The following is a 14,808-nucleotide window of genomic DNA, read 5'->3' as shown; positions in this document are numbered from 1 at the left end:
GCGGTTCCCCGGCCGGATGCGTACCGGCGCGCTGAATTGTCCGGCGACCCGGACGGATGATCAGGCTAAGAAGAAGGCGGCGGCGGCATCGTCGCGCCGTCAAAGACAAGCCGAACGATATCGAGGTATTGCCTTGAGCGCTGCCGCCACGACCCTGCCCCCGCTCGACCTGCTGAGCGACGTTCCGACTCCGGCGCTGGTCGTCGACATGGCGAAGGCCCGCGCCAACCACCGGCGGGCGGTGGCGAGCCTCGGGCCGGGCCAGCGCCTCAGGCCGCACTTCAAGGCGCATAAATGCACGGCCCTCGCCCGCATGCAGCTTTCCGAGGGCGCGGACACGATATGCTGCCAGACCACCTGGGAAGCCGTGGTGCTCGCCGGAAGCGGGATCCGCGACATCATGGTGACCAACCAGGTCGTCGACCGGGCGGCGCTCGACGAGCTCGCCGAGGCGGCGAAATCCGCCGCGGTGTCGGCGCTGGTCGATGCGCCGGTGCAGGTCGCGATGCTGGAGGAGACGGCGCGGCGCGCCGGGGTGCGGTTCGGCGTCCTCGTCGAGATCGACGTCGGCATGAAGCGCTGTGGCGTATCGGTCGATTCCGACGCGCTGCTCGAGCTCGCCGACGCGATCGCGGCCTCCGACCTCCTCACCTTCGCCGGGCTGCAATCCTATGACGGGCATAATGCCGGCATCGCGGATCCGGCGAGGCGGAAGCCGGCCGCGATGGAGGCGCTGGCCAAGACGCGACACGCGGCCGAGCGGCTTCGGGCCCATGGCGTGGCGGTGCCGATGGTCGCCGGCTGCGCCACGGCGCACCTGCCCTTCATCGGCGAGATGGACGCCTGGACGGACATCCAGGCCGGCTCCTACCTGGTGATGGACCAGCTCTATGGCGCGTTTCCCGACCTCGCATACCCGCCCGCGCTGTTCGGCCTCGCGACGGTGATCCACCGCTCGCCCGAGCGGATCGTGCTCGACATCGGGCTGAAGCATATCGGGGTCGACAATGGCCACCCAGCCTGGGTCGGCGAGACGGCCGCGCCGTTGCGCTTCTCGGACGAGCACACCACGATCGCGGTCGCGCCGGAAAGCGACATCGCGGTCGGCGACCGGACCTTCCTGCTGCCGCGCCATATCGACCCGACCATCAACCTCCATCCGACGCTGTGGCTCATCGACGAGGACGGCGTCACGCCGGCGCCGGTCGACGGCCGGATGGGAGCGCGCGGCGGCGCCTGATCAAGCGCCCGCCAGGCCGGCCGGACCGGCACCGGTAACCCGCGAAATCCCGTATCAGGCGGCGGCGAACTGGTGGAACGCCTTGCACAATATGCGGGGACCATCGGGATGGGCCCCGACCAGCAGGATGTCGTGGTAACGGAAACCGCCAAACACGGTCTCGACCACGACGGTCGCCACCGACTCCTCCAGCGTCACCGACCGGATGCGCGACTCCGCGGCTCCCGCTCCCTTCCGCTCCGGGGCGCAGACGAAGTCGATCCAGCGATCACGGGGAACGTCGACCCAGTTGCCCTCGTCGAGGCCGCTGATCGTCGCGGTCCCGGCGAATAGTGCGCGCAGTCCCGCCCGGTCCTGCTCCGCGACGCCGCGAACGTAGCCTTCCGCGGCCGCCATCGCCTCGTCGGCGGTCACTTGATGATCCCGATCTTCTTGCGGTCGATGGACACGATCACGGCGGCGATGAGAACCGCGCCCTTGATGATCAGCTGCGTGTAGGAGGACACGCCGGCAAGGTTCAGCCCATTGGAAAGAACGGCGATGGTAAGTGCGCCGATCACCGTTCCGGCGACCCCGCCCATGCCACCGGTGAGCGGTGTGCCGCCGATCACCACGGCGGCGATGACATCGAGCTCGAGGCCCGTTCCGGCGGTCGGACTGCCGGCGCCCATGCGGGAGACCAGGACGATTCCCGCGAGACCGGAGAAGAGCCCGGCAAGGGCGAATGTCACGATCTTCACGCGATCGACCCTGATACCGGATCGCTGGGCGACGACCTCGCCGCCGCCGATGGCGACGATGCTGCGTCCCAGCACCGTGTGATTCTGGATGAAATAGGCGATCAGGAAGGCGATGATGGCGAGGAGGACGATCGTCGGAACGCCCGCGACCGATCCGGATCCGATCCAGCGCAGGAATTCATCGCGCACCATGATCGGACGGCCTTCGGTGATATGCAGCATCATGCCGTGCCCGGCGACCAGCACCCCCAGGGTAACGATGAAAGACGGGACCTTGAGCTTCGCGTAGATGAAGCCGACCGCGGCGCCGATCAGCGCGCCAACGATCAGGCCCGACGGGATCGCCACAATCCCGAATATCTGCATGAAATAGGCGACAACGACCGACGACAGGCCGACCACCGCGCCAACCGAAAGGTCGATGGAGCCCATCAGGATGACGAAGGTTCCTCCCATCGCCGCGATCGACAGCACGGCGGTCTGGCGCAGGACGGTCTCGAAGTTCCGCGCCGAGACGAACTGATCCGAGAAGGCGGCAAATCCGATGCAAACGACGATGAGGACCAGGAAGGGAAAATAGGTTCGCAGCCAGTCGAGGCTGCCACGGTCAGTCTTGGATTGCTGGGTCGTAGGGGTAGAGGCCATGTCCGTGCACTATGCTCACAGCATTGCGTTGATAAGATTCGTTTCGGTGATCTCGGCGCCCTCGAAACGGCCGGAAATCCTTCCATGCCGGATCGTGAAGACAACGTCGGATATCCGGACCACCTCGGCCATGTCCTCGGAGGCCATGAGGACGGCGAGCCGGTTCTTCTCGCGAAGCGACTTCAAAAGCTCGTAGATCTCGAACTTGACGCCGACATCGACGCCGCGCGTCGGGTTGTTGAGCAGGATCAACCTCGGTCCGATCGCGAACCATTTGGCCAGCAGGACCTTCTGCTTGTTGCCGCCACTCAGCTCGCGCACCGCGGTCGAGGCATCCCGCGCCTTGATCTGGAAGGTGCGGAACCCCTCTTCGGCGAGGGACCGCTCCTTGCCGCGATCAAGCACAATCCCCCGCTTGAGGTTCGGCAGGTTGGCAAGGCCGATATTGGTCCGGATATCGAGGGCGTCGATCAGCCCTTCGACAGCCCTCTCCTTCGGCACCATGCCGACGCCCTTGCCAACCGCGGCAGCGACGTCGATCGGGGCGAAGACTTCGCCCTCGATCTCCATCGCGCCCCGCGAGATCGGCCGGGCGCCGAAAATGGCTTCCAGTATCTCGTCGGCACCCGAGCCGGCGAGCCCGGCAAGCGTGACGGTCTGGCCGTGACGGACCTCCAGCGAGATATCCTCGAAACCCTCGCCACTGATGCCCTCGACCTTGAAGGCGACCTCCGGGTCAATCGTGGCAACCGGCCGCGCCCAGTTCTGGAGATCCCGGCCGACCATCAGCGCCGACAGCTTCTGTTCGTCGAGCTCGGCGGTGGGCAGCGTCGCGACCTCCGCGCCATCCTTGAGGATGCAGACGGTTTCGCAGGTCCGGAAAATCTCCTGGAGCCGGTGCGAGACATAGACGATGGCGACGCCTTCTTCCCGCAGCCGCTCCACCGCCGCGTGCATCGTGTCGGCATCATCGTGATCGAGCGACGCTGTTATCTCGTCGAGCAGAAGGACGCGCGGATGCGTCGAAAGCGCCCGCGCAAGCTCCACCATCTTCTGCGCCGACGGCGACAGCGCGCTCATGGTCTGGCGCGGATCGATCGACAGGCGCAGCCGCTTGAGCAGCGCATCTGCCTCTTCATAGAGCCGGCGCCAATCAACCCGTCCGAACCGTCGGAACGCATTCATGCGGCCAACGAAAACATTCTCCGCCACGGTCACGTTGGGCAGGATATTGAACTCCTGGTGGACCATGGAGACGCCCAGCGAAACGGCTTTCGCCGGAGACGACGGGGCATACCGGGCACCGTCGATATGGATTTCTCCGCCATCGGCGCCAACCTCACCCGCGAGGACCTTGAACACCGTCGACTTGCCGGCGCCGTTCTCGCCGCACAGTGCCAGCGCTTCCCCCCGCCGCAGCGTGAAGGATACGCCGCTGACGGCCTTTATCGGTCCGTAGTTCTTGTCGAGGTCCCGGACCCCGAGGAGAACCGTCGGCACGTCGCCAGAAACGCCCTGTCGCATATCCAGATCAGCGCCGACGGCCAAATCCGCCTCCTACGGCTTGATCACCGAGAACGCTTCGGCATGGTTGACCGAAGGATCGTTGGTCTTGCTGACAGCGGCCCAGTCAATGAGCGACTTGCCTTCCTTCAGCGGCTCGATGATCTTCTCGCGATAATCGCCGATCCCGTCCTTGGTGAGATAGTAGAGATTCATCTCATAGACCGGCTGATCGGTCTCATGGCCGTTGAGGTGATCGTTGATGATCGCGATCCCGTAGCCACCCATGACCCAGTGGCCGCCGGCCAGCATCGAAAGCTTGTCATCGGCCAGCGCCTCGAGCGCGGCTTCGGTGATGTCGATACCGGCGAGTTTGATGCCGGAGCGACCGGCATTCTCGATGGACACGATCGCGCCGAGCAGCGGATCCGATCCGGCTCCCCATACACCGTCGATTTCGCTGAAGCGGGTCAGGAAGTCTTCCATGACGGTCTGCCCCTTGGCGAGGGTCCAGTCGGTGTACTGGATGTCGAGCAATTCGACTTCGGGATGCTCGGCAGCCGCCTTCTTGAGGCCGTCATTGCGGGCCTCGGAAGTCGAGATCCCCGGCACGCCGCCAATGCCGACCAGCTTGGTGACGCCATCTTTCTCGATGAGATGCTTGGCGACATTGTAGCCGGCGGTCTCGTCGTCGAGCTTGATGAAAGCCAGATAGTTTTCGAAGTCAGCCGGCTCGACGCCGGGATAGGTGTCGGTGACCACTACCGGCACCCCGGCTTCGTCCAACAGCTCGATGGCCTTGACGCCAAGAGGCTCGCTGAGCGGCGTCAGGATGATCCCCTTCACGCCCCCATTGACCAGCGTCTCGATATCGGAGAGCTGCTTGTCCTCGCGGCTCTGGGCATCGGTGACGACGAGCTCGTAGCCATATGCATCGGCCGCGCTCTGGGCGAAATTCACATAGTCTACCCAGAATGCGTCATTCAGCGTGGTCATCGGCATGCCGATCTTCGGCTTGTCCTGGGCAAAGGCAGCCGAAGCGACAACAGAGAACCCAACGGTGGCGAGCGCCAGTAGCTTTCGCATTCCCTTCTCCTTCTTGTCTTGGTACCGACCGAGATCTAGATCTCTATCCGACACCCCTCTCTTGAAGACTGATAAACGGCCTCGACGATCTCGACGATGCGCCTGGCTTCGGCACCATCGGCGGCAAGGCGTCCGTTCCCGCGGATCGCGTCGACAAAATTCGCCACCGACCGCGCAACCGTCTCGGGCCAGGCAACGACCGGAACCGAGGCCTCCGACCAGACTCCATCGCGGAAGATCAGAAGCTCCGGCTCGGCCGAGAATTTCTCGAAATGGGCTTCAAGGCCGGGAATGCGCACAAGCGCATCCGCGCTTACCGCCTCGATCGAATCGTCGAAGACCCCCGGCGGCGCGAAGTAGCCGGCTTCGATGACCGCGCGTCCGCCATCCCGGAACTCGAGAATGACGAGACCGACATTCTCGCCGATCCCCCGCGGATCGTCGGCGTCGAGATTGGCGGTCACCGCCGCCACCTCGCCCATGATCGAGCGGGCGACGTAGAACCTGTGAAAGCCGGCATCGAAAAGCAGCCCACCGCCCGTCAGGTCGGGATCCGCGCGCCAGCCACCGAGCTTGCCGCCGATCGCGAGCTTCAGCCGCAATACGGTCGGACGCGCCAGTCGGCCCTCGGACACCGCCTCCTTCAACCAGACATGGGGCGGATAGAAGAGCTGGTTATGGCTCGCGCCGAACAGCTTCCCCTTTTCCCCCGCAATCGCGATCAGCTCATCCGCCTCGGCGACGGATACGGTCACCGGCTTCTCGACAAGAACGTGCCGGCCACTGGCCAGCGCCTTGCGGCAAAGGTCGATATGGAACTTGTGAGGCACGCAGACGATGATCGCGTCGACGTCGGCCTTTTCGATCAGCTCGTCGGCGGTGGCGAAGCCGCTCGCTCCGGTCTCCCTGACCGTCGAGGACAGGAACTCCTCGTTGAAGTCGGCGACCGCGGCCAGCGTCGCGCCGGGAGCCGCGACGACGCCATTGGCCTGGTGCCGCCCGACCTCGCCAAGGCCGATCACGCCGACTTTCACCACCCCCGTCATGAAAACATCCCCTCCGGAACGAATTCTTCCAGAGCGACCAGTTGCTCCATCGACAGGGCCGAAGCCCGGGACGGATCGGACTTCAGGATCGTCTGGTAGTAGCGATACGCTTCGAACTCGACCGAGACGAAGCCGCGGTAACCGACCTCGTCCAGGGTGGAGAAGAAGGTTTCCCACGGCACCAGCCCCTCGCCGATCAACGGGAAAATGAACTCCTTGCCGTCGCGGCCGGGAACCCCGGCGACATCCTTGATGTGGACGTGGCGGATATACGGACCCAGCTCGCGGATCGACCACCCGAGGTCGTTCCTGGCGAGAGCGAAATGGCTCGGGTCGAAATTGATGGCGAAGCCGGGATGCTCGGCGAAGCGGCGTAGGATGACACCGGTGCTGTGCAGGTCGCAGGAAAGGCCGCCCCAGCAGGGCTCGAGAGCCGCCACGGCCCCGTATTCGGCGACGCCGTCAAGGATACGCTGCATGGCATCGAGGACGATCGACCAGGCCTGCCCCTCGGGCATGTCGACGCCGACGTCGACATGTTCGGCCTCCCAGCGGGTCGGTCCGGTCAGGATGTTGACCACGTCCACGCCGTTCCGCGACGCCGCCCTCGCGGCATCGACGGTCACCTTGACCCGGTCGGCGACGACATCGGGATCGGCATGCAGGAGATCCTGCTGGACAACGATCTCGGAGACTTCGATTCCGGCCCTGCGGGTGATCGCGACAACGTCGTCGAGCTCCTGGTCGCTCATCCGCCGCGGATCGAAATGGGCAAGCGACCACTCGACCGATGCATAGCCCTGGTCCGCGAGGATGGTTGCGACCTTCCCGACCGGCCATCCCTCATAGTCGAGCCCGGCGAGATACCCCCAGCGGCGGAAGCGAGGTGTTGCGGCTTCGTCCGTCATCAGTGCGCATCGAGCTGTGATTGCGTGAAGGCGATGACGCGCTCGAACCGGTCGAGCATCTCGTCCGCTTCGGCGCGTGTGGTATTCACCGCCGGCTTCAGCTTGAGCACGTTGCCGTAGTCGCCGAAGACCGGTCCCGTCTTGCCGATCAGCAACCGCTCGACTTCGACCGCATGTTTCCAGGCGAGTCCCGTCAACTCGTCGGCCGGCTCCCTGGTATCCCGGTCGAGGACCAGTTCGATCCCGATCATCAGGCCGAGGCCGCGAACGTCCCCGATGATCGGAAAGCGGTCCTTCATATCGAGGAGGCGATCCATGAAATGGGCGCCGATTTCCCGCGCGTTCCTGTCGAGATGCTCGTCGTCCATGACCTCGAGCATTGCCAGGCTTCCTGCCGCGACCACCGGCGTGGACATCAGCGTGAAGCCCGCCTCCCAACCACGCAGCGACGTGAAGCCCTCGGCGGCAACGACACCGGATAGCGGAAGGCCGGCGCCAAGCGCCTTGCCCATGACGATCAGGTCGGGGTCGGCGTCGACGACATTGGACGCGAACACGTCGCCGCAGCGGCAGAATGCGGTCTGCACTTCGTCGACGATCAGCGCGACGCCATGCCGGGTGCAGATGTCGCGTACCGTTTCGATATAGCCGGGCGGCATAGGCACCATGCCGCCATTGGCCTGGAAGACCTCGATGATCACCCCCGCCACCTTCGCGTCGGGCTGGTGCGTGATGGCAGTTTCCATGAACCTGGCGCACATCAACTCGCAACTGTCGGGCTCGAGCCCGAACGGGCAGCGATAGCAGTTGTAGTTGGGGACCCGGATCTGCCGTGCGAGGTAGCGGTCGAGACCTTCCTTGGCGCCTTCGATCATCCGCGGATAGGAGTAGCTCAGCGCGATCGTTCCAAAGGTCGTTCCGTGAAATGCGCCATAGAGGCAAACGAACTCGCTGCCCCCGGTGGCGCGCATTGCCAGATGCATCGCCCCTTCGACGGCATCGGCGCCGCTCAGCGCGAACAGAACGCTCTTCATCCGCTCCGGAGCGTGTTCGAGGAGCTTGGCGGCGAGATCGGACCGAAGCTTGTTCTCGAAGACCGGCGTCACGTAGTCGATCTGGTCGAGCTGCTCCTTGATCGCCTCGACCACCTTCGGATGACGATAGCCGAGATTGACGACCCATTCACCGGAGACCGCATCGAGATATTCGGTCCCCTCCTCGTCCCAGAACCTCACCCCCTCGCCGCGGACGATCGTCAGCGGATAGTGCCCCATCGGCTTGATGATGTTGTTGACCGTGGGAGAGCTCAGGGCCGGATCCGAGACGGGTTCCTGGTTCATGAAGGGACTCCTTTGCCGCCTTACAGATAGTGTCGCTGCGTCTGGTCGCGCCGGCTCTCATAGGCTTGCCGAAGCTGCTGCGTCTTCTCGTCCGCGGAGGTCTGCGGCGGCGCGATGTCCCAGAAGGCGTGCTTGGTAGCAACCGACATCTTGTAGGGATCGACCTCGATCACGATGACGCTGAGGCCGGGCGCGGAATCCGCCGCCTCCAGCGCGGCCCTCAGCTCCGCCGCCGTCGAGACCGAATGGACCTTCGCGCCGAGGCTCGCCGCATTGGCCGCGAGATCGATGTCGAGATAGGCACCCTTCATCCTGCCGGCGTTGTCCCGACCGCGGAACTCGGTGTTGAAGCCGTCGCCCGTCGTAAGCGTCTGGAGATCGCGGATGATCTGGTAGCCGTGGTTGTTGAAGACGCAGACCGTGAGCTTCACGTTCTCACGGGCGGCGACAACGAGGTCGCTGGGATTCATCAGATATGTCCCGTCGCCGACCACCACGGTGACGTTCTGCTCACCAGCCAGCGCCAGGCCGATGCCGGCCGGTATCTCGTAGGTCATGCAGGAGAAGCCGAAATCGAGATGCGTCCGCCGCGCCCCCCTCGTATCCCAAAGCTTGATGACGTCGCCGGGGAGGCTTCCGGCCGCCGCGACGACATAGGAATCCTCGCGGATCGCCTGATTGACGATCGTCAGCGCCTGGGCCTGGGTCATGATCTCGCCTTCGGCCGGCACGACCGTCGGCGCGACAAGCTCGATCCAGTCCGATTTCGCCGAGCTGAAGTCCTCGAGCCATTCGGTTCGCGGCTTGAGTTCCTTCGCTCCGGCAGCAGCGTGGAGGGCCTCGAGGCCGGCGCGGGCATCGGCGAGTATTGCATGGCTGCCGAGCTTGAAGGCATCGCGGCCGGTGACGTTCAACGAGACGAACTGAACGTCCGGATCCTGGAACAGCGTCTGCGAACAGGTCACGACGTCGGTCATCCGGGTGCCGATCGCCAGAACCAGGTCGGCGCGGCTGGCGAGATGATTTGCGGCGAGGTTGCCGGCAATGCCAAGAGCCCCTGCCGCCATGTCGGATTCACCGGGCATGGTGCTCCGCCCCGCCACGGTCTCGACCACCGGGATGCCGAAGCGTTCGGCAAATGCCCGGAGCTCGGCTTCCGCCTCCGAGTAATAGACGCCGCCACCGCTGACGATAAGCGGGCGCTCGGCGGCGAGCAGCAGCTCGACCGCGCGAGCGATCGCGACGGTCTCCGGTGGCCGACGGTCGACCGGCCAGACCCGCTCCTCGAAGAACTCCTCTGGGAAGTCACCGGCCTCGCCCTGCGTGTCCTGACAGACCGACAGGGTCACGGCGCCGGTCTCGGACGGGCTGACAAGGACCCGCATTGCCTCGAGAAGCGAGGGCACGAGTTGTTCGGGCCGAACGATCTTGTCGTAGAAGGCGCTGACCGTGCGAAGGCCATCCGCGACCGACTGATCGAAGTTCGTCGCGTGTTCGAGTTGCTGAAGCACGATTCCCTGCCGCCGCGTGGCGTAGTGATCGGAGGGCAGCAGCAGAACCGGAACGCGCTGCACCGTCGCGCTCGCGGCGCCGGTATACATGTTCGCCGTGCCGGGTCCGATGGACGCCGTGCAGACAAAGGTCGACAGCCGACGCTTCGTCCGTGCGTAGCCGACGGCGGTGTGCACCATGCTCTGTTCGTGGAACGGCTGGTAGAAGGGTATCTCGCCACCGCATTCCTGCAGCCCCTGGCCGATGCCGGACAGGTTGCCGTGGCCGTAAATTCCGCAGGCACCGCCTATCAAGGGCTGCCGCTTTCCATCGCGCTCGGACCGCTGCGCGGTCAGGAACCGGGCTATCGCCTGTCCCACGGTTAGTCGCACGCTCGGCCTCACGGTTCCCTCTCCCTCCCAATTTCATTCCGAGGCGATCCTATTGAGGACTTCCGTCTGATGTCAATCTAGTTATATATCATTTGTCATATAACTTTGGTTGGAGGAGAGTCCGGGGATGAGCGCGGGAGACGAACTCAAGAGCGACCTGTCGAAAGCCCTGCCCGCGCAGTCGCTGATCTTCGAAAGGGAGGACGCCAGGCCGTTCGAGTCGGACTGGCGTGGCCTTGTCTCGAATTCGGCGGAAGCCGTCCTCCTGCCGGCCGACACCGAAGAGGTGGCGCGGATTGTCCGAATCTGCGCCCACCACCGGGTTGCGATCGTTCCCCAGGGCGGCAACACCAGCCTCGTCGCGGGCGCGGTACCGATCCCGAATCGCCGCCAGGTGATCCTCAACCTCAGACGGATGCGGACCGTCCGTTCGCTCGACCGGACCAACGGAACGATGACCGTCGAAGCGGGTTTGACACTGGCGGAAGCCAAGGCCGCCGCCGATGCGGAAGGACTTCTGCTGCCGGTCGGACTCGCCTCGGAGGGTTCCTGCCAGGTCGGCGGCAACCTAGCGACCAACGCCGGCGGCGTTCAGGCGCTGTCCTACGGTTCCATGCGGAGCCATGTCCTCGGCATCGAGGCCGTCCTGCCGGACGGCCGCATCTGGAACGGCTTGCGGGCGCTCCACAAGGACAATACCGGCATCGACCTGAAGCAGTTGTTCATCGGATCGGAGGGGATCATCGGCATCATCACGGCCGCGACCCTCCGGCTCCACCACAAACCGAATCGCTTCGCCACGGCGATCATCGCGCTCGACTCGCTCGATGCCGCAATGACCGCCTTCCTGCGGCTAAAGGCGGCATACGAGCACGACCTCACCTCATGCGAGTATTTCACCTCGCAGGGCATGGCGCTGGCGTTGAAGCCGCCCGCACAGAACAGGGATCCGTTCGGGGAAAGCCACGATGCCTACGTACTCGTGGAAGTGACGGCGCAGGGGGCGGACCGCGACCCCGCCGCGAGTCTTGCCGATGCGCTCGCGGGCCTGTTCGAGGATGACATCGTGCAGGATGCGGTCGTGGCGCAATCGGACACCCAACGTGCGGCCTTATGGGCCCTGCGGGAGGACATTTCCGAAGGCGAGCGCACCGAAGGCGGTTCGGTGAAGCACGATATCGCCGTCCCGATTTCCGCCATTCCATCGACCGTGCGTCGACTGCACGCCGACCTCGCCAAGCTCTTCCCCGAGGCGCGCCTGAACATTTTTGGCCACCTCGGCGACGGGAATCTCCACGTGAACGTTCTTCCGCCGGCCGGCGGCGCACCTGATCAACTGGCCCGCTTCGCCCCCGAGATCACCAAGCTTATCGAGCAAAGCGCGATTTCGGCGGAGGGCACCTTCAGCGCCGAGCACGGCATTGGTCAATTGCGTCTCCAGTCCCTCCTGAAGTATCGAACGCCTCTGGAACTGGAATTGATGCTCACAATAAAAAAGGCTCTGGACCCGCTATGGTTGCTGAATCCAGGCAAGGTGCTTCCCGTGGAGGAAGAGTGACCCGCAGAACCGCCGCCGCGAAGATTCGCGCCAAACCTATCATTCGTCCGAACCGGCTTTCCGACAGGATCGTCGAAGCCATCAGGGATGACGTCGAAGCGGGGCGCGTAAGTCCCGGTGATCGACTGCCGACCGAAGCCGCGCTCAGCGCCGCTTTCGACGTGAGCCGGACGGTCATCCGGGAAGCCGTCTCGCGACTACAGACCGAGGGGATCGTGGTGAGCCGGCGCGGCTCCGGCGTCTATGTTGCCAAGGCCGGAGACGCCCCCCGTACCTTCCGGATGGGGCCGGCCGACACCGAAGAGATGGTAAGCCTTCGGGAAATATTTGAACTCCGCATCGGGGTGGAGAGCGAAGCCGCGGCGCTGGCCGCGGCGCGGCGCAGCCGCTCGGACGTCAGCAGCCTTCGCAAGATCCTCGGCCGCCTTTCCGCCGGCGGCAGGCCTCTGGAAATCGGCGTCGAGGCCGACGTCGCGTTCCACAGGCGAATCGCCGAAATCTCGCAGAACCGGCAAATCCTGCGGTTCGTGGATTTTCTGTCCTTCGTCCTCGCCGAGGCAATACGCGCCGCCCGTGCCAACTCCGCAAAGCAGGAGGGATGGAGCGGCATGGCCTATGGCGAGCATGTCGCCATCTTCGAGGCGATCGAGACCGGCGATCCGGAACAGGCACGACAGGCGATAAGACAGCATCTCATCCAGGCCCAGACGCGCCTCGGACTTCTTCAGTCGTGAGCTCCCCTGCCCCGGCAAGCCGCCGGCCGACCAAGCCCCTGCGCCGGCAATCGGAGACGGCTCGTCCGGGCATGGCGACGACGCATCGGCCCCTTACATCGGCCAGCCGCGCCCTCGAAGGTCATCCGTGCCTCACCATGACATGGCGGACAGCGGTGTAATCCTCGAGTGCGTAGAGCGACATGTCCTTGCCGTAGCCGGACTTCTTGAGGCCACCATGCGGCATCTCGTTGACCAGCATGAAGTGGGTGTTGATCCAGGTGCAGCCATACTGGAGGCGGGCGGCGGTCGCCATCGCCCGTGATACGTCGCCGGTCCAGACCGAGGAGGCCAGGCCGTAATCGGAGTCGTTCGCCCAGGCGATCGCTTCCTCGACATCGGAGAAGCGGGTGACCGAGACGACGGGGCCGAACACCTCGCGGCGGACGATCTCGTCGGCCTGCAGCGCGCCGGCGACGACGGTCGGCTGGAAGAAGAATCCGTTGCCCTCGACCGGCTTGCCGCCGGTGGTGATCTCGATGTGGTTCAGCTCCGACGCACGCTCGACGAAGCTCGACACGCGGTCGCGCTGGCGGCTCGAGATCAGCGGGCCGATCTCGTTGCGGGTGTCGTCTGCGTCGGCATAGACGATCCCCGAGACGGCGGAGGTGAGGTCCGCCACCAGCCTGTCATAGACCTTTTCGCCGGCATAGATGCGGCAGGCGGCGGTGCAGTCCTGCCCGGCATTGTAGTAGCCGAAGGCCCTGAGGCCATCGACGACCGCGTCGATATCGGCATCGTCGAAGACGATGACCGGGGCCTTGCCGCCGAGTTCGAGATGGGTGCGCTTCACTGATCTGGCGGCCGCCTGCAGCACCTTCTTGCCGGTCGCGACATCGCCGGTGATCGAGATCATGTCGACGCGCGGATGATTGATAAGGGCATTGCCGACGCTCTCGCCGCGACCGAGGACGACGTTGACCACGCCTTCCGGCAGCACGTCGGCGAGGATGGTCGCGAGCTTCAGCGCGGTGAGCGGCGTCTGCTCGGACGGCTTGAAGACCACCGTGTTGCCGCCGCCGATCGCCGGGGCGAGCTTCCAGGCCATCATCATCAGCGGATAGTTCCATGGCGCGATCGAGGCGACGATGCCGATCGGGTCGCGGCGGATCATCGATGTGAAGCCGGCCAGATATTCGCCGGCCGCGTTGCCCGGCACGCAGCGCACGGCACCGGCGAAGAAGCGATAGCAGTCGACGATCGCCGGGATCTCGTCATTGATCACGGCGTTGATCGGCTTGCCGCAGTTCAGGGCCTCCAGCGCGGCGAAGCTCTCCGCCTCGGCCTCGATGCGCTCGGCGATCTTGAGGAGGTAGCCCGACCGCTCGGCGGGCGTCGTTCGCGACCAGGTGGCGAATGCCATTTCCGCCGCCGCAACCGCCGCATCGACCTGCGCATTGGAAGCCTCGGGCAGATCCAGGATTGTCTCGCCGGTCTTGGGATCGAGGATCGTCTCCGGCGCGTCCTCGCCGACCTCGAAACGGGAACCGATCAGCATCTGCGTGTCCATGAGGAACTCCCTGGTGGTTCTACTTCCCGTGGCCGGCGATCTCGGCGCCGTCGCGGGTGAGGTAATAGGCGGCGATGATGGGAAAGAGGGTGACCAGCACGACGACCATCGCGACGACGTTGGTGACCGGACGCTGGCGCGGCCTGACCAGCTCTTCCAGCATCCAGATCGGCAGGGTCTGCTGCTGGCCGGCGGTGAAGGTGGTGACGATCACCTCGTCGAAGGAGAGCGCGAAGGCGAGCATGCCGCCGGCAACCAGCGCGGTGCCGATATTGGGCAGGATCACGTAGCGGAGGGTCTGGAAGCCGTCGGCGCCGAGATCCATCGACGCCTCGATCAGCGAACCGGAGGTGCGCCGGAAACGGGCGACGGCGTTGTTGTAGACAACGACGACGCAGAAGGTCGCGTGGCCGAGGACGATCGTCCAGAAGGAGAACGGGACGTCGGCAAGGTTGAAGGCCGAGCGGAGCGCGATGCCGGTGATGATGCCGGGAAGCGCGATCGGCAGGATGACGAGGAGCGAGATCGTCTCGCGGCCGAAGAAACGGGACCCCGAGACCGCCGCCGCGCAGAGCG

13 protein-coding genes are annotated in these 14,808 nt (G+C 64.9%); 3 read left to right on the top strand and 10 right to left on the bottom strand.

Going from position 1 to position 14,808, the window contains the following annotated elements:
* Positions 1–133 precede the first annotated feature (133 nt).
* The gene (locus tag KDJ86_RS10815) at positions 134–1,240 is read left to right on the top strand and encodes an alanine racemase (protein WP_291745452.1); all 1,107 of its coding nucleotides are present in this window, start codon (positions 134–136) and stop codon (positions 1,238–1,240) included.
* 54 nt (positions 1,241–1,294) lie between these two features.
* Here the strand turns inward: KDJ86_RS10815 and KDJ86_RS10810 are convergent, their stop codons facing one another.
* The 8 genes from KDJ86_RS10810 to iolD are packed head-to-tail and all read right to left on the bottom strand — an operon-like array spanning position 1,295 to position 10,391.
* The gene (locus KDJ86_RS10810; RefSeq protein WP_291745451.1) at positions 1,295–1,654 is read right to left on the bottom strand and encodes a nuclear transport factor 2 family protein; all 360 of its coding nucleotides are present in this window, start codon (positions 1,652–1,654) and stop codon (positions 1,295–1,297) included.
* Entirely contained in the window at positions 1,651–2,625 is a 975-nt protein-coding gene (locus KDJ86_RS10805; protein WP_291745450.1) for an ABC transporter permease, read from the bottom strand. The genes KDJ86_RS10810 and KDJ86_RS10805 overlap by 4 nt, the downstream gene beginning before the upstream one ends.
* Positions 2,626–2,640: 15 nt before the next feature.
* A complete protein-coding gene (locus KDJ86_RS10800) occupies positions 2,641–4,173 on the bottom strand; it encodes a sugar ABC transporter ATP-binding protein (protein ID WP_291745448.1) in 1,533 nt (510 codons plus the stop codon).
* Positions 4,174–4,182: 9 nt separating this feature from the next.
* A complete protein-coding gene (locus tag KDJ86_RS10795) occupies positions 4,183–5,214 on the bottom strand; it encodes a substrate-binding domain-containing protein (RefSeq protein ID WP_291745446.1) in 1,032 nt (343 codons plus the stop codon).
* 35 nt (positions 5,215–5,249) lie between these two features.
* The gene (locus tag KDJ86_RS10790; protein ID WP_291745445.1) at positions 5,250–6,260 is read right to left on the bottom strand and encodes a Gfo/Idh/MocA family protein; all 1,011 of its coding nucleotides are present in this window, start codon (positions 6,258–6,260) and stop codon (positions 5,250–5,252) included.
* Positions 6,257–7,168, bottom strand: coding sequence for a sugar phosphate isomerase/epimerase family protein (locus KDJ86_RS10785; RefSeq protein WP_291745444.1), 912 nt, complete (start codon positions 7,166–7,168; stop codon positions 6,257–6,259). The genes KDJ86_RS10790 and KDJ86_RS10785 overlap by 4 nt, the downstream gene beginning before the upstream one ends.
* Positions 7,168–8,508 carry an aspartate aminotransferase family protein gene (locus KDJ86_RS10780; protein WP_291745443.1) on the bottom strand — a complete coding sequence of 447 codons (1,341 nt, stop codon included), beginning with the start codon at positions 8,506–8,508 and terminating at the stop codon, positions 7,168–7,170. The genes KDJ86_RS10785 and KDJ86_RS10780 overlap by 1 nt, the downstream gene beginning before the upstream one ends.
* Before the next feature lie 20 nt (positions 8,509–8,528).
* Positions 8,529–10,391, bottom strand: a complete 1,863-nt coding sequence (iolD, locus tag KDJ86_RS10775) for a 3D-(3,5/4)-trihydroxycyclohexane-1,2-dione acylhydrolase (decyclizing) (protein WP_291745442.1) — start codon at positions 10,389–10,391, stop codon at positions 8,529–8,531.
* A 127-nt stretch (positions 10,392–10,518) separates the two neighbouring features.
* Between iolD and KDJ86_RS10770 the strand changes: the two genes are divergently transcribed.
* Both KDJ86_RS10770 and KDJ86_RS10765 read left to right on the top strand, forming a co-directional pair.
* Positions 10,519–11,949 carry an FAD-binding oxidoreductase gene (locus KDJ86_RS10770; RefSeq protein ID WP_291745441.1) on the top strand — a complete coding sequence of 477 codons (1,431 nt, stop codon included), beginning with the start codon at positions 10,519–10,521 and terminating at the stop codon, positions 11,947–11,949.
* Positions 11,946–12,683: a FadR/GntR family transcriptional regulator gene (locus KDJ86_RS10765; protein ID WP_291745439.1), complete on the top strand. Its 738-nt coding sequence runs from the start codon at positions 11,946–11,948 to the stop codon at positions 12,681–12,683. Before KDJ86_RS10770 ends, KDJ86_RS10765 begins: the two co-directional genes overlap by 4 nt.
* A 121-nt stretch (positions 12,684–12,804) precedes the next feature.
* Here KDJ86_RS10765 and KDJ86_RS10760 read toward each other — a convergent pair whose 3' ends face one another.
* The gene (locus KDJ86_RS10760; protein WP_291745437.1) at positions 12,805–14,232 is read right to left on the bottom strand and encodes a gamma-aminobutyraldehyde dehydrogenase; all 1,428 of its coding nucleotides are present in this window, start codon (positions 14,230–14,232) and stop codon (positions 12,805–12,807) included.
* Positions 14,233–14,251: 19 nt separating this feature from the next.
* A partial coding sequence (locus KDJ86_RS10755; RefSeq protein ID WP_291745435.1) for an ABC transporter permease occupies positions 14,252–14,808 on the bottom strand: 557 nt, incomplete at its 5' end.

This window comes from Bauldia sp. (genome assembly GCF_020442045.1).
Classification (GTDB): Bacteria; Pseudomonadota; Alphaproteobacteria; order Rhizobiales; family Kaistiaceae; genus Bauldia.
Note: the sequence above shows the minus strand (reverse complement) of the source record. Positions and strands in the feature narration are given on the sequence as shown.

What these genes read in the sequence shown, in the direction of transcription:
- KDJ86_RS10805 (WP_291745450.1), bottom strand. Translation starts at nt 2,625, where the DNA reads ATGGCCTCTACCCCTACGACCCAGCAATCCAAGACTGACCGTGGCAGC.
- KDJ86_RS10795 (WP_291745446.1), bottom strand. Translation starts at nt 5,214, where the DNA reads ATGCGAAAGCTACTGGCGCTCGCCACCGTTGGGTTCTCTGTTGTCGCT.
- KDJ86_RS10790 (WP_291745445.1), bottom strand. Translation starts at nt 6,260, where the DNA reads ATGACGGGGGTGGTGAAAGTCGGCGTGATCGGCCTTGGCGAGGTCGGG.
- KDJ86_RS10785 (WP_291745444.1), bottom strand. Translation starts at nt 7,168, where the DNA reads ATGACGGACGAAGCCGCAACACCTCGCTTCCGCCGCTGGGGGTATCTC.
- KDJ86_RS10780 (WP_291745443.1), bottom strand. Translation starts at nt 8,508, where the DNA reads ATGAACCAGGAACCCGTCTCGGATCCGGCCCTGAGCTCTCCCACGGTC.
- KDJ86_RS10770 (WP_291745441.1), top strand. Translation starts at nt 10,519, where the DNA reads ATGAGCGCGGGAGACGAACTCAAGAGCGACCTGTCGAAAGCCCTGCCC.
- KDJ86_RS10760 (WP_291745437.1), bottom strand. Translation starts at nt 14,232, where the DNA reads ATGGACACGCAGATGCTGATCGGTTCCCGTTTCGAGGTCGGCGAGGAC.